19 protein-coding genes are annotated in these 20517 nt (G+C 45.1%); 12 read left to right on the top strand and 7 right to left on the bottom strand.

Annotation, left to right across the window (positions count from 1 at the left end):
* Positions 1-102: 102 nt before the first annotated feature.
* Entirely contained in the window at positions 103-2043 is a 1941-nt protein-coding gene (fliD, locus tag LEP1GSC047_RS04765) for a flagellar filament capping protein FliD (protein ID WP_010414819.1), read from the top strand.
* Between the two features lie 30 nt (positions 2044-2073).
* A complete protein-coding gene (locus LEP1GSC047_RS04760) occupies positions 2074-3042 on the top strand; it encodes a hypothetical protein (RefSeq protein WP_020988348.1) in 969 nt (322 codons plus the stop codon).
* A 33-nt stretch (positions 3043-3075) separates the two neighbouring features.
* On the opposite strand, the gene LEP1GSC047_RS04755 is transcribed toward LEP1GSC047_RS04760, so the two are convergent.
* Both LEP1GSC047_RS04755 and LEP1GSC047_RS04750 read right to left on the bottom strand, forming a co-directional pair.
* Positions 3076-4869 carry a SpoIIE family protein phosphatase gene (locus tag LEP1GSC047_RS04755; RefSeq protein WP_010414813.1) on the bottom strand — a complete coding sequence of 598 codons (1794 nt, stop codon included), beginning with the start codon at positions 4867-4869 and terminating at the stop codon, positions 3076-3078.
* Positions 4866-6614, bottom strand: a complete 1749-nt coding sequence (locus tag LEP1GSC047_RS04750) for a SpoIIE family protein phosphatase (RefSeq protein ID WP_010414811.1) — start codon at positions 6612-6614, stop codon at positions 4866-4868. Before LEP1GSC047_RS04750 ends, LEP1GSC047_RS04755 begins: the two co-directional genes overlap by 4 nt.
* A gap of 278 nt (positions 6615-6892) precedes the next feature.
* Here LEP1GSC047_RS04750 and LEP1GSC047_RS04745 point away from each other — a divergent pair, with 278 nt between their 5' ends.
* Entirely contained in the window at positions 6893-7432 is a 540-nt protein-coding gene (locus LEP1GSC047_RS04745; RefSeq protein WP_010414808.1) for a hypothetical protein, read from the top strand.
* 15 nt (positions 7433-7447) lie between these two features.
* Here the strand turns inward: LEP1GSC047_RS04745 and LEP1GSC047_RS04740 are convergent, their stop codons facing one another.
* A complete protein-coding gene (locus tag LEP1GSC047_RS04740) occupies positions 7448-8380 on the bottom strand; it encodes a bifunctional riboflavin kinase/FAD synthetase (protein ID WP_010414804.1) in 933 nt (310 codons plus the stop codon).
* Positions 8381-8416: 36 nt separating this feature from the next.
* Here LEP1GSC047_RS04740 and LEP1GSC047_RS04735 point away from each other — a divergent pair, with 36 nt between their 5' ends.
* Complete coding sequence (locus tag LEP1GSC047_RS04735; RefSeq protein ID WP_010414803.1) at positions 8417-9031, top strand: LIC10729 family protein; 615 nt, start codon at positions 8417-8419, stop codon at positions 9029-9031.
* Between the two features lie 112 nt (positions 9032-9143).
* Here the strand turns inward: LEP1GSC047_RS04735 and LEP1GSC047_RS04730 are convergent, their stop codons facing one another.
* On the bottom strand, positions 9144-9476 hold the full coding sequence (locus LEP1GSC047_RS04730; RefSeq protein ID WP_010414800.1) for an STAS domain-containing protein: 333 nt from the start codon (positions 9474-9476) through the stop codon (positions 9144-9146).
* Between the two features lie 119 nt (positions 9477-9595).
* Between LEP1GSC047_RS04730 and LEP1GSC047_RS04725 the strand changes: the two genes are divergently transcribed.
* The 4 genes from LEP1GSC047_RS04725 to LEP1GSC047_RS04710 are packed head-to-tail and all read left to right on the top strand — an operon-like array spanning position 9596 to position 12295.
* Positions 9596-10285, top strand: a complete 690-nt coding sequence (locus LEP1GSC047_RS04725) for an LIC_12936 family protein (RefSeq protein ID WP_020988268.1) — start codon at positions 9596-9598, stop codon at positions 10283-10285.
* A gap of 49 nt (positions 10286-10334) precedes the next feature.
* The gene (locus LEP1GSC047_RS04720) at positions 10335-11009 is read left to right on the top strand and encodes a J domain-containing protein (RefSeq protein WP_010414794.1); all 675 of its coding nucleotides are present in this window, start codon (positions 10335-10337) and stop codon (positions 11007-11009) included.
* A 4-nt stretch (positions 11010-11013) separates the two neighbouring features.
* Positions 11014-12003: a type I phosphomannose isomerase catalytic subunit gene (locus tag LEP1GSC047_RS04715; RefSeq protein WP_010414792.1), complete on the top strand. Its 990-nt coding sequence runs from the start codon at positions 11014-11016 to the stop codon at positions 12001-12003.
* 1 nt (position 12004) lies between these two features.
* Complete coding sequence (locus LEP1GSC047_RS04710) at positions 12005-12295, top strand: HNH endonuclease (protein WP_010414790.1); 291 nt, start codon at positions 12005-12007, stop codon at positions 12293-12295.
* 47 nt (positions 12296-12342) lie between these two features.
* On the opposite strand, the gene LEP1GSC047_RS04705 is transcribed toward LEP1GSC047_RS04710, so the two are convergent.
* A complete protein-coding gene (locus LEP1GSC047_RS04705; RefSeq protein ID WP_010414787.1) occupies positions 12343-12579 on the bottom strand; it encodes a hypothetical protein in 237 nt (78 codons plus the stop codon).
* A 12-nt stretch (positions 12580-12591) separates the two neighbouring features.
* Complete coding sequence (locus LEP1GSC047_RS04700) at positions 12592-15060, bottom strand: ATP-binding protein (protein ID WP_020988459.1); 2469 nt, start codon at positions 15058-15060, stop codon at positions 12592-12594.
* Between the two features lie 144 nt (positions 15061-15204).
* Between LEP1GSC047_RS04700 and LEP1GSC047_RS04695 the strand changes: the two genes are divergently transcribed.
* Both LEP1GSC047_RS04695 and LEP1GSC047_RS04690 read left to right on the top strand, forming a co-directional pair.
* Complete coding sequence (locus tag LEP1GSC047_RS04695; protein ID WP_010414778.1) at positions 15205-15543, top strand: DUF1292 domain-containing protein; 339 nt, start codon at positions 15205-15207, stop codon at positions 15541-15543.
* 139 nt (positions 15544-15682) lie between these two features.
* Positions 15683-17155 (top strand): potassium/proton antiporter, encoded by a 1473-nt coding sequence (locus tag LEP1GSC047_RS04690; protein WP_010414774.1) that lies wholly within the window; start codon positions 15683-15685, stop codon positions 17153-17155.
* A gap of 25 nt (positions 17156-17180) precedes the next feature.
* Here the strand turns inward: LEP1GSC047_RS04690 and LEP1GSC047_RS04685 are convergent, their stop codons facing one another.
* Positions 17181-17915: a motility protein A gene (locus LEP1GSC047_RS04685; protein ID WP_010414772.1), complete on the bottom strand. Its 735-nt coding sequence runs from the start codon at positions 17913-17915 to the stop codon at positions 17181-17183.
* Between the two features lie 640 nt (positions 17916-18555).
* Here LEP1GSC047_RS04685 and LEP1GSC047_RS04680 point away from each other — a divergent pair.
* Both LEP1GSC047_RS04680 and LEP1GSC047_RS04675 read left to right on the top strand, forming a co-directional pair.
* Positions 18556-20106 (top strand): cellulose synthase family protein, encoded by a 1551-nt coding sequence (locus tag LEP1GSC047_RS04680; RefSeq protein ID WP_010414767.1) that lies wholly within the window; start codon positions 18556-18558, stop codon positions 20104-20106.
* A gap of 129 nt (positions 20107-20235) precedes the next feature.
* The gene (locus tag LEP1GSC047_RS04675; protein ID WP_010414765.1) at positions 20236-20517 is read left to right on the top strand and encodes a hypothetical protein; all 282 of its coding nucleotides are present in this window, start codon (positions 20236-20238) and stop codon (positions 20515-20517) included.

The following is a 20517-nucleotide window of genomic DNA, read 5'->3' as shown; positions in this document are numbered from 1 at the left end:
ATTCTTTAACGGCGCAAAGAAAGCTCCCGGATTCTTCCTATTTCCTGCTCTAAAAGCTTATGCTTTTTTGAAAACGACCGATGGAAATAAGAGGAGGGGACCATGCCCGCCTTTACTATTCCTGGACTTAGTTCCGGCCAAGACACGAACCAGATCGTCAAGAAGCTTGTGGAATTGGAAGCGAAGCCGATCCGTCGTTTGGAAAGGCAGAATAGTTATAATAAAGCGCAGGTCAAAGCATGGAACGACCTCAAAATACTTACGACCGAGCTGCAAAATAAGACTCGGGAAATTACTTCTTTTACCGCTCCCTTCGCGACGAAGTCGATCGTCTCCGAGCCCGAAGGGGTTATCACCGGTGACGCTTCGCGTTCTGCCGCAAGCGGAAAGAGAAAGATCGATATTAAAGAATTGGCAACTTTCCATCAGGTATCCAGCGAACCGATCGATACCGAAAGAAAGATTCCTGCCGGAATATTTAAGATATTTTCAGGCGAGAACGAAAAGGAAATCGATTTCTCCGGAGGAACAATACGCGACCTTTCGATCATGATTCGCACCGGTGCGGCGGGTTTGGCTCAGCCGGCTCTCGTAAAAGTAGACCAGGATAAGACCGTCCTTACTTTAACGGCTTCTCAATCCGGAAAGGAGAATTTGCTTAAATTCGACGATCCGAACGGTGTGCTGAAGGCGGCCGGGCTGGTCGAAGGAATGCTGCCTCAGGAACCTCCTAAAGTTTTTCCGATCGCTTTGGATCCTTTACAGACTAACGTTTTCCAACCGGAAAAATATTCCATGGATAAGGATGCTAAGCCGTCCTTCATTACCGATCCTTCCGGGAAGGAACCCGCAAAAGTCAAACTAGGTTCCAAGCAAGCGTTCAAATTTCATACCGATGCCAAGGAAGCTAAGAAAGGTTCCAGAATCGAAGTTACTTTATCGGAGCCGCTTGCGGAGGGGGAAATGATCTCCCTCGGAGTAATTTACGAAGTCGATGAACAAGAGAAGATTTTTTTAGACACGGCGGTGCATAAAGAAGGAAAGATCAAAATCGTCTTAAAGTCCGCGCTGGACGGTAAGAAGATTCGCGATATCATTCTGGTCAATCAAACGGGCAAAGAGAAGGAATTTTCGGATTTTAGTCTTGTGATTCCGTCGGAGTTTAAGGGAGCAAAACCGGCCAAAACGATCGTCGATGCAAAAGACGCTCTGTTTACGGTAGACGGTATCGAGGTGACTCGTCCCAAGAACGACGGTTTAACCGACGTTCTGGACGGAATCAATCTGAATTTGCATAAGAAAAGCGAAGGGCCGATCGCCGTCGATATCAAAGTGGATTCCCAGAAGGGAATCAAGATGATCAAGGAATTCGTGGAAGCATATAATAATGTTTTAAAGTATTCCAAGGAAGCGACTGCGGTGGATCGGGAAGGCGCGGTTTCCGACGGTAAGGGGGAAGATCCGGATATTAGTCGATCATTTTGGGAAGGGAAAACGAAAACGGGAATTCTTGCAGGCGAGAATTCGATCGTTAGATTGGTTGCCGGAATGAAGACCGTGACGACGTCCTCCTTTTCGCCGTTGGCAGGCTCGGAAATTCGTATGCTGACGGATATCGGAGTCTCTACCGGATCGGTTGGAAGCAAGTGGGCGGATATTCAGGAAGGTTTCCTGCAGGTCGACGAGCAAAAATTGTCCCAGAAATTATCCGAAAATCCGGACGCAGTAAGGCATCTTTTCGCCCAAGATAATAATTCGGATTCCAGAATGGATACGGGCGTAGGCGTAAACCTCGTAGAACACCTAAAGCCGTACACTCAATTTGCGGGAGGCTTGGTTACGAGTAAAATCAAGCTTTTGGAAGAGCAATTCGCTGATAATAATAAGAAAATTAAGAACTTCGAATCTCATTTATCCAGTTACGAAAAGAAATTAAAAGAAAAGTTTCTGTACATGGAACAGGGGGTAGGAAAGAATAAGGCCGTAGGATCCTACCTGAATAATAATCTCTCTCGAGGTCATGGCGGCGATGACGGAAAATAAAGAATTCATAATAGAAACGGAGGAGTGACCGTGGAAATATTCGTTAACGAACAAAGACTTGAAAGTGCAATGGAAAACGAAAAAAATCTCGGAGAGATTTTTGACGCAGTCGGACGTTGGATAGAATCGAACGGTAAATTTCTTTTATCATGCCTTGTGGACGGGGAAGAATTTCATTCGGATAAGATGAAAATGAAATCGATCGATTCCGCATCCAGGATGGAATTCTATGTGGGAGAGGAATTGGATATTCTGCTCAGTTCGTTGAACGAGCTCGACGCTTACGTGGATAAGGTCGGAACCACTCTCCTGGGTCGTGACAGTTTGACCGAAAAAGAATCGAAGGAACTCGTGGACGGCGTCGGTTGGATTAACTCGCTCCTTCGCTCGGCCGGTAGAATGTTAAAACTCAGATACGACCATATTAAACCTATGGGAACGGGAAGCAACGTCGAGGAAATTCTGAGTTCGTTGATTCAAAGAGCGGGAAAACTGGACGGGGTCGGCGCGATAGAGGAGTTTTTAGAAAACCTTCGTGACCTTAAGCTTTTTACGATGGACCTGATCGCACGTGCTTCCGTCTTGGATTTGGATCTTCCTACTCTTCGCGAAATATTGAACACCTTCATTAAAGCAGTTCCCTCATTGAAGCGAAGTTTCGTGAAAGTAAACGAAAATTATCAGGCAGGCAGAGACGAGGTCGCCACCCATCTGCTCACGCAATCGGTTTCGCAAATTAACGTATTATTGACTTCTTTCATTACGCTTCGTCAAAAATTGCCGGGATTGAATTATGCGGATCTATTTATATCCGGTAAATCGTTCGAGGAAAAAACCAACGAATTGAACGATACTTTGGCAAGCGTAGCGGTAGCTCTGGAGGAAAAGGATATCATACGCGCAGGCGATATTATAGAATATGAAATTCCTACCGCAATCGACGAGTTGCTTCCGTTTTTGGAAAAGGTAAAAGAGCAGGCGGATTCGCTGTCCGTTTAAAGCTGGCGGTTAACCGTAGTGTGAACTCGAGGGTTAACCGTTAATTTCCAGGCAGAAGAGCGTTAAATCGTCCGTCATAACCCCGTCTCCGAAGGACTCGGAATAGGAAACCAACGAGCGGATTAGGTTTTCCGAGTCCTGGAACGACAATTTCCGAACGGCCTCTATTAGAGTGGCGTTTCCCATAGGGATGCCTTTCGATCCTCGAACTTCGAATAATCCGTCCGAATAAAATAAAACCCGATCTCCCGGTTTCAATAGTATTTTATATTCTTCTAATATAGGAGTTTCCACGGCCAATAATACGCCTCCCTTTCCGGGGATTTCCTGGGTTTCCCCGTTTCTAAGGAGCAAGCCGGGATGGTGCCCTGCGTAACTATATTCAAGGATTCTCGAGGATGGGTCGTACTTCAGATATACGGCCGATATGAAATGCTGAGTTACCACCGATGTAAGCAAATCGTTCGTAAATAAAAGACCTTCCTTCGGTGGGGATCCCCTTTGGGAGACGACGCTGAACGCGATCGAGGCCATGGCCGCAACCATAGCGGAAGAAATCCCGTGTCCGGATACGTCCGCGAACAAAACTTCGATACAGCCGTCCTGCGTTTCGGAACAATTTAGTACGTCTCCGCCGACTCGATCGTAAGGACGAAAATAGGAATAAACTTTATACTTATCGGATTCGGGAAACGATCGGGCTGTGATCGTATTCTGAACCTCCCTCGCGATGTCCAGATCTTTAATCACTCTCGAATAAAGTAGGCTGATTTTCTCCGAAGCTTCTTTCTTATCGGTAACATCCCGCAAAATAAAGACATGTCCCTTATCCCTCCCTGATAAAGGAATTTCCGAGCAAGAAACCTCCAAAAATCTGGTCCGAGATGGAGGAAGCATAACGTCGAGTGCATTTACCTGAGCGGATGCTTTCGGTATCTTGCTTCGAAAGTCCATTCTCGCGAAAGGTTGGAAGGGGAAGTCCTCCAAATAAGAGGATAAATCCAATTTTTCGGGCGGTGGACCGCTTGCAGGAAGACCTAACATTTCGCGAGCGCTTTGGTTCCAGTAGAGGAGGTCCCCATTTTGAGAAAGGAGTATTACGCCCTCTCTCAGCTTGGAATAAAGTTGTAATGCGATTCGTTCCAATCTGATTTCCAAAAATCCGTATTTGGCGATTGCGATGAATATACAAACGGATTGGATTACGGAAGCGCTACCACTTAGAGGCGGAAAACTCAGATTCCCGTCCAAAAGAATCCGGGGTAGAATCGTAGTGAGATAACCCAGCAACGAAGATAAGAGAGTACCTGTAGAAAGCAGAAAGCATTGCTTGCGCAGCGCAGAGGCCTTTCCCCGAGATCCGACGAAAAGTAAAAACACCGCATAAATGGCGGGAGCGATAATCAATAGGTTTAGACTAGTGACGTAAAAAATGCCCGGCGAAATAATATCCCCCCAGTATTTTCGTTCCGCTCCCGCAACAATCCAATCCGTCGTAAGGGCAATAGGGAAGATCGCTATGGAAAGCCCCCGGAATAAATATAAAATAATATTAGGATTTTTTGATAAAAAGGAGAATACGAATTCTAAAAATAGAGTCCCCGAAAGTAACCAAGAAATGGATGTGGCTCTCATAACCCAAGTCACCCAAGTTATAGGGAGAAACGACCAATACAGGATCGTCGAAACGATCCAAAAGCTTAAATCCGCCGAATAAAGAAGATAAAAGTTGACTACTTTATGTCTTCCCTTTAAGGCAATGACATAAATAAATAAGTACAAATTTAAGAAGAGAGCAAATAGAGGAATTAGGAGATAAGGGTTCACCGTTCGCCTACTTCGATGACGAGCATTGCTAAATCGTCGTTATGCTTTCCTTGGCCAAAATCGAGGGCTTTTCTTTTCGATGCTTCGAGTAGCGACAGAGTATCCCGTGAGGCCATTTCTTTTAGCCAATCTAAAAATATTTCGTACCCTAAAATCTCGCCTACAACGTTCTTGACTTCGAATAATCCGTCGGAATAAAAAACGATCCTATCCTTAGGGCATAACCGGAAGGTATAATCATTCAGTAATAATTCCCTCACGGCAAGTATGATTCTACCTTCGCCTTCCAGTGATATCACCTCCCCGTTCCTAAGGATAAGAATCGGATGATGCCCGGCATATGAAAAATCCAGGCGATTCTCGTCGGGATAAAGGCTCGCAAATACTGCGGAAATATGGTGATGCAGAACCAGTTTAGATAGAATATTATGGATTTCAAATAAACTGTCCTTGGGAGACAGAAGCTTTTGTGATATTATCTGAAACGTAATGGAAAGCATTCCCCCTACCATCGCGGAAGCGATCCCGTGTCCGGATACGTCGGCAAATAAGATATCGACTCTCCCTGACGGATGCTCGATCACGCGAAGCATATCTCCTCCGACCTTCTCGATCGGCTGAAAGAACGAATGAATTCGATGCGATTCTTTGTCCGGAAATTTTTGAGTGATTATCGACGATTGCGTCACTCTTGCAATCTCCAGATCGTTAACGATATGAGAATAGAGTTGATGAATCTTTTCTTGGGAGATTTTTCTTTCCGTCACGTCGCGTAATAAGTATAGGGTTCCCGATTCTTCCTCCGAAATACGGATGGAGGATTTGGTCAATTCCACAAAAACTTGCCGCCCGGAGCCCGAAAGTCGAAATTCTCTGGGGTGCGAATCCGTCTCCTCATGGAAGTTTACGAAATATTGATTCGGATCGAAAAAACCGTTTTGAGAAGGGGGAGTCGGAAGCAAGCGTAATGCCGATTGATTGGCGAAAAAGAACTCTCCGTTTTTCTTCACCAAAATGATTCCGTCATGAATATCCCGAAATAGTTCTACGGCGATTCTTTCCAAACTGATGTTTAGAAATCCGTATCTAGTAATCGCTAAAAAAATAAAAAGGGCTTGGATTGTTACGGAGACGGGAGTCAACGGAGGGGATAAGAACCTGCCGTTTTCGTCTAGGTTTAATAGTTCCGTATAAACGCTTAAGGAAAATGCGATTATTGAACCGATTATCAAAAGGTCCAATTGCTTACGTATCGTTTCGTTATCGGTCCTAAATCGCTCTACCAGGATCAGCAAAAGTCCCGAATAAGCCGGAGCACTGATGGCCACGGCACTCATCGGTAAAAAAAGCCAATTCGGCTCCAATTCGTATCCCCAATCGTAGAGAACGGAACCCTTAATTACCCAGTCCGTAGACGTCGTGATGAGGATCGATAAGAGAACTAAGAATCTGAAAAAATATAAAACCCGCTTCGAAGGCAAATTTAGAAATTTATATATAACTTCTAAATAAAGTAGTCCCGTGGGTATCCAAGTAAAGCAGGTCAGCTTAAAAATCAAGGTCATCCACTCGGCGGGCAACAAGGACCAATATAGGATATAAGAAACGAGCCAGAGATCCAGAAATAGGGTAAATCGCAGGAAATCGCCGATGACCGAGCTTCTAAATCTCCGGGCAAAGACGTAGGAAATTAGCAGACTATTGATGATTAAGGCAGAAATCGGAAGAAATAAATAATGATTCATAAACCGGCTTTGCCAAAGGCATCGTCCCCGGATCGGATTCGGAAATCAATCCCTTCTGGTGACTCGGCGGGGTTGTTTTCCGCTAAAAAAGACGGCTTAAACGGAGACTTCTCGGGATGTATTTCGATCCGGAAAAAGCTAAAAATGAATTGCGTTAGGCGTCTTTTGTTTTAGATTAAGGTCGTTTAACGGCATTGAATATGAGTAATGAGGATAGGCGGAATTCGGCAAAAAAGAAAGCTGAACCTATCGATTCCGAGAAACATTCACCATATCTAATGTCTTCCGATTCCGATTTAATCCATGTCGAAGACCCGATTCTGTCTCTCAAGGGCGTTTCTTTTATTCCCGTTTGTATTTGTCCTGATTGCGGAGAGCGGACGCCGATTCTCTGGCAGAAAAATAGGGGCCGGCTGCGCGACTGGGCGGCCTACCACGAGGAAATTCATACCATAATCTGCTCGAATGCCAAATGCCTACGCGAATACGAACCTAATTATGCTATTCGAATACCGGATGGAGTTCCCATTTTGACCAAGTCCGAATTATTAAACGAAATGGTGTCCTGGTTTAGGAGAGTCGATCGAGAAGAGCGGAGTATCGATCTGGAACTAAACGAGGATGAGATCTTAACTTGGGATCGATTTTATAAAAAAGTACCCGATTGGCAGGAACATATTCCGATAGAATTATTTACGAATATATTACGTTATACTCCCCCGAACGATTTAGAAGGGGTTCTTCTCGGGCGCCCTGCAATACCCTTATTCGGCGGTTTTTTTTTCCCGAAAAGCTTGGGAAATTCCGAAACCTATTGAAGAAAAAGACGAAAGTCAATATTCGGAAAGTATCTTTCTAGACATCACTTCGTCTTGTTTTAGCTGGGCAATTAAGGCTTCTACGCCGGAGAATTTAATTTCCGAACGAATTCTTCGCGAAAAAAGAATCCGGACGGTTTTACCGTATAAGTTGCCCGAAAAATCGAAAATATGGCTTTCCAAACTGAGCTGTTCGTCGCCGAACGTCGGGTTATTACCTATATTAATCATAGAATCATAATATTTTCCGTCTATCTCCGTTTTCCCGGCATAGACGCCGATTCCGGGCAAAATCAACTCGGGAGTGGGCTTGACGTTGGCCGTGGGAAATCCGATCTTACGTCCGCGTTTATGTCCTTCTACGACTTGCCCGGATACGGAGAACTCTCGACCCAAACATTCTTCCGCATTCGCAACATCGCCGTCTCGCAAAAGGGAACGAATATAAGAACTGGAAAGTTTAGTATCACCTAGATAAACGGGGTCGAGTTTTTCAAGTTCGTAACCGTACTGATGGGCGTATTCCCTTAACAATTCATAGTTTCCGCGTCTCGCTTTGCCGAAGCAATGATTGAAGCCGATCAGAATCGCCTTCGCGTTTAATTCATCTATCAGAATGGTTTTCAGGAAATCTTCCGCCTCCATTCCGGCTAATTCCACCGTAAAAGGCGCGATGATCAACCAGTCGATGCCGAACGATTCGATTAAGGATTCTTTATCCGATTGAGTCGTCAGACTTCTTAGGTCCTTATCTTTACCGAGGACTAATGCGGGGTTCGGATAATAAGTAATCACGACCGATGGAAGTCCTTTTTCGATCGAAATTTCTTTCGTTCTTTCAAGCAGGGCCTGGTGACCCAAGTGAATTCCGTCGAAATTTCCAAGAGTCAGGACGGTGGGACCTTGTAAAGTTTCCCGTAAGTTCTCTAGGCTCCTAAGAATTTTCAAGTTTCCTCCGGATGGACGGTCGATAGTATAAACAGGATGTATCGGATCCGGCTTGCACTTTTTTTATCTCTATTCCTTGTCACTCCGAGCCAGGGTCCGGCTAGCGAGGAAAATCGGAAAACGAAAAATTACGAGAATTTTTCAAAGCCGATGGGAGGCGAACCGTATATCTCCGAGGACTATCGAACCTACCCGGAATTATCCGTATGGGCCCTTCACAACGGATTAAAATTGGCCCCCGATCGCAAAGATCCTGCACCCGGAGCCGGGACCGGTGTTCTATTCGATAACCAATGCAGAATGATTCCGGAAGAAGGCCTGGATATTCTTCTGGTCGCGGACCCGGACCGAAAAGATACCATCTACGTCTATTTCGACCTTACCTTGTTTGATCGCACGGAAAGCGCCGCCGAACTCCCTAGGAAGGAACTCCGAATTTTCGTAAACGGAATCGAGAAGGCGCAGGTGAGATTTCCGGATCATGCCTTATACATTCGGTCTTTATATTCGCCGGCTCCTCCGGTCCGAATCTCGGTAGATCCTTCGGAATTAATCGACGGACGTTTACGATTGAGACTTGAGCCGGTCAGCGGAGATAAGGGTCGTTTTTGGGGGATCTGGGACGTTTTTTTGTCCTATTCTCGACTGTAAGAAACATCCAGGATTCGAACTACCGAAATAAGCCTTAAGAAGAATCGAATGCTTTCTCGTGTCGACCGAATCAATGATTCGCAAATCAATCTTTAGGCGGCCGGGACATAATTTACGGATACTTGGCGATAAACTCGGATTCGGATAAGGTTTGAAAATAAGAAGTCAGTCCGGCGACTTTAAATACTTTCTCGATCGCGGGTTTCATATTCGCGATAAAAAATTTACCGTTCAATTCTTGGACATAATTGAGTTGTTTGATCAACATCCCGATGCCGGAAGAATCGATGTAATTCAATTTTTCGAGATTAATTACTACGTTATTGTTAATTCGGTCTATATTTTGTTCGAAAAAGTTTTTCAGATCGATGGACGTGTAAATGTCCAAACTGCCCGATAAGCCGATTACGTTCGTTTCGCCAGATTTTCTGATGCTGATTTCCATATCGATCCCTTCCCTTTTCGTAGAATCCGGCCTGAATTCAACGAATTTTTAGGAAAAAACCGGGCTTTTTGAGATAAAGGACGACATTAGTATTGAGGGAACATTCGGATTCTGAACTCATGAAGAAAGTAGCGTCCTCCGTCATTTTATTTTTTTTATTCTCCGCTTCCGTCTTCGCACAAGACATCGCGCCGGATGGTCAGATCAAAATTCTCCCATTCGAACCCACTCATGTAAAAGACATGGAAGGGCTTACGAAAGATATCAAAGATTTTCATAAACTGATCGAAGGGTTTCTCTCTTTTCTGAATAAGAGAAAGAAGATCATTAACAACGAATATTTCCAATTTGTCCCCGCCTCGGAATTGGTTGAATTTCCGAGCCGAGAAAAATATCTCTTTGATAAAAAGTTTTATCTAAAAGTTTCCGGCGGGCAAGGGGCATTGAAGCTGGAAGGAATTCGGTTTATCACACGGAAATCCCTGGTTACGAAACTCCGACCCGTAAACGAGGAAATCGGCGAACTAAAGAACGAGAATATTCCGGCCTCGGACCCTGCCAGTATAGTTTTGCTCGTGCAGAAAAAAACGGATGCGGGAACCCAGGAAGAGTCGTATAATTTGTCTAATATTAGAAATCCCAACCAAAGAGTAAAATTGGTACGGTCGTACAGAAATAATTTGGCGGAAGTCGTTCAAGCAATCGGAAAGTATGTGGAAGGAACCATCCAAGCGGACAGGAACGACGTTGATACCATGCTGGAAGGTTTGGATCAAGGCGGATCTTTCCAGGAATTTCAATCGAAATAAGTATTCTTTTGCGTTTCGATCGGGAATGGATCGAAATTAGGTCGAACGGATGGACGCAATTTGGATCGACCATTATCGAATTCTCGGAGTAGCAAGCGACGCCGAGATGGAAGTGATCAAGGCCAGGTTTCGAAAATTGGCCAAAGTCTTCCATCCTGATAACGGCGTCACGGGTTCTTCTGAAGTTTTTTTAAAGATCGTACGCTCGTACCAGATTCTCATCAAACCCGACGAGCGAAGTCGTTTTGACTCCGAATTGCGCGCACGTCACGAGGAAGCGACAACTCGGCGTTCCTTGCAAACCTTCCTAATTCCCCCGTCTAGAATCGTATTTTCCGCGCAGGCAGTCGAGTTTGCCAAGCGAGGTTTGCTCCGAGTCGGAATTCGGAATCGAGATCGTAGAAGATATACCGGAATTTATCATGATATCTGTCTACGTTTGAAGGACGAGGAATTATCGGGTAAGATTCTGGCCGAGATTCCTTTAGTCGTACGCGTTTTATGTCCGGAATGCAGAGGCTCCGATTTGAATTGCGGATCCTGTAACGGAAAAGGAACGTACAAGAGCTTTCGTTATTTAAAATGGAGCTCAGGACCGGACACTCTCGTTCCGGGAAGGATTTACACGCTGGATCTATCCAGGTTTCGCCCGGACGCTTTCACCCATTTCAAAAAGAGACACTTAAAAGTTAAAATTGAACTCTATAAGGGCGATAAAAAATAGGCGTATGCAGAAGGTTCTGAAATTCCGACCGATATACAAGGAGAAAGTTTGGGGAGGCCGTAAACTGGAAACCGTTTTGGGTAGAAATCTGCCCGAAGGGGAAATCGGAGAATCCTGGGAAATTTCCGATTACGGGGAGGACCTTTCCATCATAGATGCCGGTCCGGACTCGGGTCGCACGTTCCGAACCGTTTATACGTCCAACACCGAAGAAATTCTAGGAAAACCGTTTGTAGGGCGGACATTTCCTCTCCTGATAAAATTGATCGATGCCAAGGAGAAATTATCCGTTCAAGTGCATCCGAACGACGAGTATGCCGATAAATTCGATCCGCAAAGTTCCGGAAAAAAGGAAGCCTGGACTGTCCTGCAAGCCGATTCGAATTCAAAACTAGTTTGCGGTTTTTCTAAATTAACGAATCGTGAAGAATTCGAAACTTTGATCTCGGAAAATCGAGCCGAAGAAATTTTAAACGTGATTCCGGTAAAGGAATTGGACTCGTTCTTATTGAATCCGGGGAAAATACACGCCATCGGGAGCGGAATCTTATTGATGGAAGTTCAGCAATCCTCCGACTCGACCTACAGAGTTTACGATTACGGCCGGCCCAGAGAATTACATTTAAAGAAAGCTTTGGACGTATTGGATTATTCCGGGCCGGATTCCGGCGACAAACTGTCTTCGCAAGCATTGACTTGGAAACATGGAAAGCGTCTTTTGCTTACGGCAAACGATAAATTCAGAATGGAAATCTTGGAAATTGAAAGTCCTTCGGAATTCATTCTTCCTTCTTTTTCGATGGAACCGGTCTTTCACATTTTAATGGTTTTGGAAGGTCGATGTTCGATCGACGGGGAGTTGGAGTTGAAAAAAGGGGATACCGTGCTGATCACTGCCGCCGGAATTCGCGCGGGAGTCTCCGCTCGTTCCTTGTCCTCGAATCTTAGGCTTTCTTGGTCCGGTCCCGGCTCGGATTGGATATCCTTCCAATAAAATGTCAGGTGAATCTTTCCTTCCGGACGAGCCGATTCTATGGGTCAGCGAAGAAGAAATTCGCAAGCAACGACAAATTGCAAAAGATCTCCGTAAAACCCCGTGGTGGAAAAAGAAAAAAGCGGACGGAATTTGCTACTATTGCCGGAAAAAATTCCCTCCCGAAGAGCTGACGATGGATCATCTAATTCCTCTCGCCAAGGGAGGAAAATCCGTTAAGGCGAATTTGGTTCCCGCTTGCAAAGAATGCAATAATGCGAAGAAAAACAAACTTCCGTTCGAAGATTTTTAATTTTATATTTTTATAATATATCTTCCGAACTTTCGATCTCCATCCTCTCAATGGGGGGAAAAGCATTGATACGGAATCGTAGCTTGGATTAGGGCTATATTGCAGAGATTTCTATCGGATGGATTGAGGGCGCAGGCAATTTCTAAACTTCGGGTAACATCTACGTCCTTTTGGACTTCTCGGTGACAATTCTGTTTACCGTTATTGCAGGCCGTTACGTTTCCGAAAAATAACGTTAAAAGTAATACGATTAAAAAACCGATTTTCTTTCGATTGAGGAGCATATCTTTCGAAACTCACTGCGGAAAATAGGTTTTCAAAAGTCGTTCCCAGTCCCGTCGCAAAGAAGGTTTGTGTAGGTAAGCGTCGAATCCCGTGGATTGAAAAACCGCTTCCGCTCCTGGGAGAGCATGGGCCGTCCATGCTACCAAAATCGGGAGCTTTCCTCCCTGTTCTTTCAGGGAACGAACCACTTCTATCCCGCTTAACTCGGGCATCTCTATATCGATCAAGGCCAAGTCGTAGATTTCGTTAGTCAATCTGAATAAAGCGTCCTTTCCGTTACAAGCCACACTTACTGTCATATTCATATTTTCTAATGTTTTTTTTGCGATGGTTCGGGAAGGTTCCCTATCCTCCACTAATAAAATCCTTTTAGGTATAAATGAAAGATAAGTCGATTTTTCCTCGGTGATTTCGGAAACGTCCCCATCCTCCTGAGGGAACGGAAGCAAAAAAGTGAATTTCGATCCTTTACCGATTTGGCTTATGACTCGAATGCTTCCTCCCATCAATTCGACTAACTTTTTGGAGATGGTCAGTCCCAGTCCGCTTCCGCCGTAATTCCGAAAAACGGAAGAATCCGCCTGGACGAAAGGTTCAAAGAGGTCCGTGGCCTTGTCGGAGGCGATCCCTACGCCCGTATCTTCCACCCAAAATTCTAATATTCGAGATTGCGAATCCTCTCCGGCGGCTTTGACGCCTAGTAAAACCTTTCCGCCGGAACCGGTGAACTTAATAGCGTTGCTTAATAGGTTTAAAAGTACCTGTTGAATTCTGCCTTCGTCCCCGATATAAATGCCCGGATGATGTTCCGGATAGCGGATATCGAGAAAAATCCTTTTTTCCTCGGCGCGGGCTTTGACGACCTTGGCCGCCTTTTGGAGAACCGCAAAAGGATCGAATGGCATGACTTCCAACTCGAATCGATTACTTTCTATCTTGGAAAGATCGAGCAGCTGATTTACGAGTTGTAATAGATTTTCGCCGGATAATTGTATAATGTCGAGATATTCTTTCTGTTCCGCGTTTAGAGAAGTTTCCGATAGAAGATTGGCGGTCCCCATCAAACCGTTCAACGGAGTCCGAACTTCGTGACTCATCGTAGCTAAAAAATCGTACCGATATTTCGCCTCTCCTTCGGCTCTGTTTTTCGCCTCCATTAGTTCCTTGGTTCTCGTTTCCACCTTTCTTTCGAGCAGGATTTTAAGATCATTCAAATCCTTATTCGTCGACTTTAGTTCCGCGCTGACGATTTGCGATTTTTCCAAGGTCTTCGAAAATGAAACCGCGAGAGTGAGGCTATTTAGGAAAATGAAAATGAAAAGTGCCGGAGCTAAAATATACTGAGTGTGAAGGAGGTAATGAGAAGCAAGAATGTCGTTTGTCGATGCCAGAAGGATCGTAAGGATTCCGATAAGAAATAGCCGGGCACCTTCTCTTTTATGTACCAACGCCTTGAAACATCCGTAAAGAATGATACAAGAACCGATGACGACGATACTTTGGAAGGGGATTAATAATCGCCCGTAGTAGTCCACCGGAAAGAAAATCGTAACTATCGCAAAGAAAGAAAGGGATATAAACGCGGCTTTTTCGCTCCATTTTGGAAAGTCCAAAGGGAAGAGAGAAGCGGCATAGGAAAAGAATGCCGAGGCCAAAGCATAAGTGGAAAGATACTCTAGTCGATGGGTGATTTCCCAAGGAATTTCGGGGAAAATCGAATTAAAGATCCTATCGCCGGTTAGGAAAAAACGTAATGTACCGGCTACGGAAAAAATGGCGAAGTGAAGCGGGGCTCTTTCTTTTCGGATTAAAAGATAAGCGACGATTTGGTAGATCACCAAAACTAAAACCGAGGAAGAAGTCGCTATCTCTAACGCTAGGTCGATATATTTTTCGTTTAGTATCTTTTCCTGTTTTCCGATTCGCGGAGGGTACCAAAGCCCGCCGTAAATATGTCTATAATTCGAAATCTCAAAAGCTAACTCTCGGGTATTCTCGGGCAAATTAACGATCGTAGAGGAAAGAAACGGGACCGAGCTTTCGTAATTTTTCCCTATTTTTCCCATCGAGGCGATGGGTTTGCCGTCGGCATACAGGACGTAGGCGGTTCCTTGATCCGGAATACGCATTACGAATCCAGGATGAGGGGTCGGAAGGTTTAATCGCAAACGATACGTCCCGTATCCCTTACCGTTCGGAAATATCGCCTTTCCGTTTTCTTGGAGACGATTCCAAGTATCCGGCACGTCGACGAGAATCGGAGGAGATTGGATCGCGGTTTTTTCCGAAACTAAAAATGCGTTAGGATAAAGCTCCCATTCGCCGTTGAGGGATAGGGTATTTTGTTCCGGGTTCCAGAAGCGAGCCTCTAAGACACCGCCTTTCATTTGGATTCCATGATTATCCGGTGGAGAACAATTCGCAAACCACAATAGGAACCCAACTAGAATCGAAAGGAAATAACTTTTCTTTTTGTCCATTTCAGCTGGTTCCCTCGGCACACGGGTTCCGCACCTAATATCTTTCTTTTTTACATCTTGTCTACCTTTTCCGAGGTCGTAGAATGTCGGGAAACTTTTCTTGCGAATAATCATTTTGGTCGATTATAGTAGGGAGGGAAAAAAATGCTTGAGTCGTACGATACAAATTCCGAGGAACGAGAGCACGAAGAATTCGCGGAGGAGATAGTAAATCTCCTGGACGAAGACGGAAATCCCTATTCTTTTTTGATCGGAGAAGTGGTGGAGATCGACGAAGCTCAATATTTTTTGCTGATCCCTTCCAACGAGGAAGATCGAGAATTAATAAATTTGGATGTGGGCTTTCTCAGAGGCGAGGAAAGTTTCGGCTATCTCGCAGTCAGAATCGAAACCGACGAATATGGCGAAGATCGACTCGTTGAAGTTACGGATGATCGGGAGCTGGAAGACCTTCTTTCGGAACTTAACTCCGACGCAGTATAGATAGGAACTTTTTTCGACGCATCGAAAAGGAATTCCCGCAAAGCCCCAAACATTTCTCATTTTCATTTTTCCGACTCTCCAAAAAGAAAAAACGATTCGTAAAAAATGAAAGGTCCGAGAAAGTATCGTTCGTAATCGAATGGAGTTTGAATTTACAATACTTGCATTGTCGAGTCTGATTATTATCAGTATCGGTTTACTTCGCGTTTCCACGAAATTCGGAGTACCGGCATTGCTCATCTTTTTGTCGATCGGGATGTTGGCCGGTTCCGACGGTTTGTTAGGTATTCCATTTTCGGATGCGGAATTGGCCCGAAAAGTCGGTTCCATCGCCCTGGCTTTTATACTATTTTCAGGCGGATTGGAGACCGATTGGGCCAAGGTCAGGCCGGTTCTCTGGATGGGAATTTCTCTCGGTAGCATCGGTGTGCTATTAACCTGCGTTATCGTGGGTTTATTTTCCGTGTATGTACTCGGATTTTCACCTTTGGTCGGTTTTCTTTTAGGAGCGGTCGTCTCTTCTACGGACGCTGCCGCCGTGTTTAACGTACTTCGCACGAGCAATACCGGAATGCGAAAAGGATTAACCTCCCTTTTGGAGTTGGAATCGGGCAGTAACGATCCTCTCGCGGTTCTTTTGACGACTACGATCTTGGGCTTTGTCGGGAGTGGAGCTCCCGGTTTTGAATTACTCGTCTGGGAAATTTTTAAGCAATTCACTTTAGGGATTCTTCTCGGGTTGCTTTTAGGATATTGGATTTATCGCGGGATGAATCGGATTAAACTGGATTACGAGGGTTTATATCCGGTTCTGTTATCCGCGTCCGTTTTGTTCGTCTATGCATCCACCGAGTTAATCGGCGGGAACCCGTTCCTTGCAGTTTACATTGCAGGAATCATCATAGGGAACAGATCTTTCGTTCATAAACGAAGCAATGTGAGGTTTATGGACGGAATCGGGTGGTTGATGCAAATCGTGATGTTCCTTACTTTGGGGCTTCTGGTCTTTCCGTCTAGAATTCCGCCCGTGGCCGGAATCGGTATAGCATTTTCTATTTTTCTAATGCTTATCGCCCGCCCCATTTCCGTTTTCATTTCTTTGACCGGATTCGGCGTGGATTGGAAGGAAAAGATATTAATTTCTTGGGTAGGTTTGCGAGGGGCGGCTCCGATTATTCTTGCGACATTCCCTTATGCCAAGCAGCTTCCCGAATCGGAAGCGATTTTTCATTTGGTCTTCTTTACCGTATTGACTTCCTTGTTGTTGCAAGGTTCCACGATCCCGTATGTAGTTCGTCTTCTTGGATTGCAAGCCCCTCTAGAACAACGAGCCTCTTATCCTTTTGAATTCGAAAATAAGGAACAAAGCGAGACTCATTTACTCGAATACATCGTTCCCTACGGTTCCGCGTCCGTCGGTAAATTCGTTTATGAATTGGATTTTCCCGAGAACTCTCTAATCACGTTGATTTACAGAGGTGATAGCCATTTGGTCCCTACAGGAAAAACGAAAATGGAAGATGGAGATGTTTTACTCGTTTTAACTCCCTCGGGAGCCGAAAAACAGATTCGCGAAATTCTTTCCCGGATGAGCGAGCGCCGGGTAACGTAGAAATTTCAGGTAGAGATCGTGATTTCTAATCTAGGAACGGGGCCATCCTCTCCACCAAAATCCGCCGATTGTCTCCCGTTTGCAGAGAGATGATTCCGCGAATCATCGCCTGTCTTCGATTATTGCGAGAGCGTGCCCAGGTCTTAATTCGATTCGCTAACGGAAAGTATACCAAGTTAGCGAATGTGATTCCGTAGAAGGTCGCGATAAACGCGGTTGCGATTCCCTCTCCTAAAGCTCGGGTTCCCGCGCCTAAATTTTCGAGGACGCTAACCAGGCCGAGAACGGTTCCGATGATTCCTATCGTGGGAGAAAATCCGCCGGCAGTTTCCAAAATTTTCGCCGAGCGTGTCTCTTTTTCTTCTAGTCCTTCGGCAGCTTCGAATAAAATTTCTTCGACCGCCCTCGGGTCCGTTCCGTCGACGATCAGTTGAATTCCTTTTCTGAGAAATGCGTCAGGAATGGAAGCAAGGCGATCTTCTAAAGAGAGGAGACCGTTCTTCCTGGCACGCTCCGCAAAATCTAAAAATAAATCCGTAAGCGAATAATCTTTTCGGGGGAAAACGGAATCCCTTAAATGTAAAATCAGATTTGCGAATTCTTCCGTAGTATAGCTGGCGAATGTTGCTCCGGCGGTTCCACCTAAGATCAACACCAGCGCCGAAATTTTTAAGAACGAAAGAAAATGAGCCTCTTCGAGCAGGATAGCGAGCAATAGAGAAGCGAGGGCAGCGAGAAGTCCTAAAATGGCGGAGCGCATCGAGGCTAAAATAGGGGTATCTATTCAAGGGACAAGTAATTTAAGCGCAGTTTGATAAATGGCGGTGTGGCTTTGTTGTCCGGAGTGCTCCCCACCCTAGTGGGCGGGGGCCGGATCGGTGGTACCCGCGAAGGGCAGCGATCTCGCGAATATCACGATCCGGAAAAGTTTCAAGTATTTTTTTGCAAGCGCGACTTGTGGGAGCTCCCACGCAGAGGACAGAGGACTGAACATTGGTGAGCCGAGTTTCCATGCTCTAGAGGAAGATTCTTGCGTTATAGTGGATTTTTCCTCCGTCCTGCGTGGCCTTTCCAACTAGTAGCAGCTTCTGTCTAGCGTGAGCAAAGCGAATGCATCTGTTTTCTGACCTCCGTCCTCTGAAAGCGAGCGCGTCTGTCTTCAGTCCTCTGTATTTTTCACAGTTTTGGAAGAAAAATCTTCGAGTTCCTCTAAGGTCGTCTCATTGAAATCCGATACTTTAAGCGGATGGACCACAACCTCCCTGGTTGAGGAACTTCCACTGCGAATTTTCACTTTCTAACCGAGGGGACGGGTCCTCCGTCCTCTTGATTTTTCCCGTTTCTATGTTGCGCCGCAAAACCCGTTGACTTTTCGGCTATTTCAGAAAAACCTGGCACAAATGCTGACCGCGGTAACCGTTCTCTTCCTCACAATTTACGCCTTAGACATCTTAGGTTTGTTCTTTTTTGGAATTCACACCTACATCATGGTGTATCTCTATAAAAAGTATAATTCGAATTGCGATACGGATCCGAGCAGGACTTTTTCGGTTACCGATCCGAATCTTCCGAAAGTTACGGTTCAGCTTCCTATTTTTAATGAATTCTACGTCGTAGATCGTCTGATTGATTCTACAGTCGCCTTAAATTATCCTAAGGATAAGTTGGAAATCCAAGTATTGGATGATTCCACCGACGAAACCGTCCAAAAAGCCGCAAGTCTGGTCGCTCAGTATAAATCCCAAGGCTTCGATATTAAGCATCTTCATAGAACGGATCGTACGGGGCATAAGGCGGGTGCTCTCGATACGGGAATGAAAGAGAGTACCGGTGATTATATCGCGATTTTTGACGCCGATTTTATCCCGGATCCGGACTTCTTGCTCAAGACCATGGCTTATTTTGACGATCCGCAGATCGGAATGGTCCAGTCTCGTTGGGGACATATTAACGCAGATTATAATATTCTTACGAAGGCTCAGAGTTTCGGTATCGACGGTCACTTCATGATCGAGCAGGTAGCCAGAAATGGGGCCAAACTTTGGATGAACTTCAACGGCACCGCGGGGACTTGGAGAAAAGAAACCATTCTAGATGCCGGAGGTTGGGAACACGATACCCTAACCGAGGACTTCGACCTTTCCTACCGTGCAGAACTTCGCGGTTGGAAATTCCGTTATTTTAAAGATGTTGTATGTCCTGCGGAGATCCCGGCGATGATGTCGGCTTATAAATCCCAGCAGTTTCGTTGGTGCAAAGGTTCCATTCAAACTGCTGTGAAGCTTTTACCGAGAATTTGGAAAGCGGATCTTCCTTGGAAAACCAAGGCGGAAGCGGTAACCCATTTAATTAATTATTCGGTTCACCCTTTAATGATCATCAATATCCTTTTTAGCGCTCCTTTATTATTAATGGAATATTGGTCAGGGTTTAGTTTCTACGACCTTCCGTTGGAAGTGCTATCGGGAACGGCTGCTGTACTTTCCGTCGGTTCAATCGGACCCCTATTCTTCTACGCATACTCTCAAAAAACCCTTTATAAAGATTGGAAGCGCCGTTTAATCTATCTTCCAATTTTGATGATGGTGGGAACCGGAATCGCAGTGGTCAATACTCGTGCCTGGTTAGAAGCAGTTCTTGGAATTCAATCTTCCTTTAAACGGACTCCAAAACTTAGAATCGAAAAGAATTCCGACTCGGTAAAGGAGCGATTGAAATATACCGTTCCGCTAGATTTCCACGTAGTATTGGAATTCTTATTGGGAATTTATTGTCTCTTTTCCGTGGCCTTATCCTTCCTCGTTGGACGTCCCTATATCGTAGGTTTCCTTTTGATATATGGAATCGGATTTTTCTTCGTTTCCTTCCAATCCTTCCGGGAAGCGGCTTGGAAATACAAATCCTCAGCGATCCAAGAGCCCGTTCAAGAAGAAGTCCCTCAAGAAGCCTAATTCCGGGCTTCTAACGGGAGAAACAGGTTGACTACCATGGCCTTGGCCTAAATCTGTCAAATACCCCTGAGCGTTGGTAGTGGAGACAATTTGTCTCCATTTCAAATACCCCAGGAAACAGGATAACCGATGAGCGAGAAAGTCTATTGCGCCAACTGCCTGCATTGCGTAACCGTAAGGCAGTATGAATCCGAGGCGGACAAATACATCCTCCGGGTCAAATGCACCAAAAAGAAATGGTCCAAGCGTTCCGGCGAGGAAAAACTGTATAAGTATTTTACCGTAGCACGCCGTATGCAAACGGATTGTGAATTCTATGAACCGATGGGAGAAATTCTTCCGTATATTAAAAATTTGAAGAAAGAACTCCCCATTAAAGACGAAATCTACATGGTTAAGTCCCCTAACTAA

The organism is Leptospira inadai serovar Lyme str. 10, assembly GCF_000243675.2.
In the GTDB taxonomy this organism is placed as follows: domain Bacteria; phylum Spirochaetota; class Leptospiria; order Leptospirales; family Leptospiraceae; genus Leptospira_B; species Leptospira_B inadai.
This window is presented reverse-complemented; position numbering and strand designations above follow the sequence as displayed.

What these genes read in the sequence shown, in the direction of transcription:
- LEP1GSC047_RS04675 (WP_010414765.1), top strand. Translation starts at nt 20,236, where the DNA reads ATGAGCGAGAAAGTCTATTGCGCCAACTGCCTGCATTGCGTAACCGTA.
- LEP1GSC047_RS04715 (WP_010414792.1), top strand. Translation starts at nt 11,014, where the DNA reads ATGCAGAAGGTTCTGAAATTCCGACCGATATACAAGGAGAAAGTTTGG.
- LEP1GSC047_RS04710 (WP_010414790.1), top strand. Translation starts at nt 12,005, where the DNA reads ATGTCAGGTGAATCTTTCCTTCCGGACGAGCCGATTCTATGGGTCAGC.
- LEP1GSC047_RS04685 (WP_010414772.1), bottom strand. Translation starts at nt 17,915, where the DNA reads ATGCGCTCCGCCATTTTAGGACTTCTCGCTGCCCTCGCTTCTCTATTG.
- LEP1GSC047_RS04735 (WP_010414803.1), top strand. Translation starts at nt 8,417, where the DNA reads ATGTATCGGATCCGGCTTGCACTTTTTTTATCTCTATTCCTTGTCACT.
- LEP1GSC047_RS04745 (WP_010414808.1), top strand. Translation starts at nt 6,893, where the DNA reads ATGTCTTCCGATTCCGATTTAATCCATGTCGAAGACCCGATTCTGTCT.
- LEP1GSC047_RS04680 (WP_010414767.1), top strand. Translation starts at nt 18,556, where the DNA reads ATGCTGACCGCGGTAACCGTTCTCTTCCTCACAATTTACGCCTTAGAC.
- LEP1GSC047_RS04730 (WP_010414800.1), bottom strand. Translation starts at nt 9,476, where the DNA reads ATGGAAATCAGCATCAGAAAATCTGGCGAAACGAACGTAATCGGCTTA.
- LEP1GSC047_RS04750 (WP_010414811.1), bottom strand. Translation starts at nt 6,614, where the DNA reads ATGAATCATTATTTATTTCTTCCGATTTCTGCCTTAATCATCAATAGT.
- LEP1GSC047_RS04695 (WP_010414778.1), top strand. Translation starts at nt 15,205, where the DNA reads ATGCTTGAGTCGTACGATACAAATTCCGAGGAACGAGAGCACGAAGAA.
- LEP1GSC047_RS04720 (WP_010414794.1), top strand. Translation starts at nt 10,335, where the DNA reads ATGGACGCAATTTGGATCGACCATTATCGAATTCTCGGAGTAGCAAGC.
- LEP1GSC047_RS04705 (WP_010414787.1), bottom strand. Translation starts at nt 12,579, where the DNA reads ATGCTCCTCAATCGAAAGAAAATCGGTTTTTTAATCGTATTACTTTTA.
- LEP1GSC047_RS04725 (WP_020988268.1), top strand. Translation starts at nt 9,596, where the DNA reads ATGAAGAAAGTAGCGTCCTCCGTCATTTTATTTTTTTTATTCTCCGCT.
- LEP1GSC047_RS04700 (WP_020988459.1), bottom strand. Translation starts at nt 15,060, where the DNA reads ATGGACAAAAAGAAAAGTTATTTCCTTTCGATTCTAGTTGGGTTCCTA.
- fliD (WP_010414819.1), top strand. Translation starts at nt 103, where the DNA reads ATGCCCGCCTTTACTATTCCTGGACTTAGTTCCGGCCAAGACACGAAC.
- LEP1GSC047_RS04690 (WP_010414774.1), top strand. Translation starts at nt 15,683, where the DNA reads ATGGAGTTTGAATTTACAATACTTGCATTGTCGAGTCTGATTATTATC.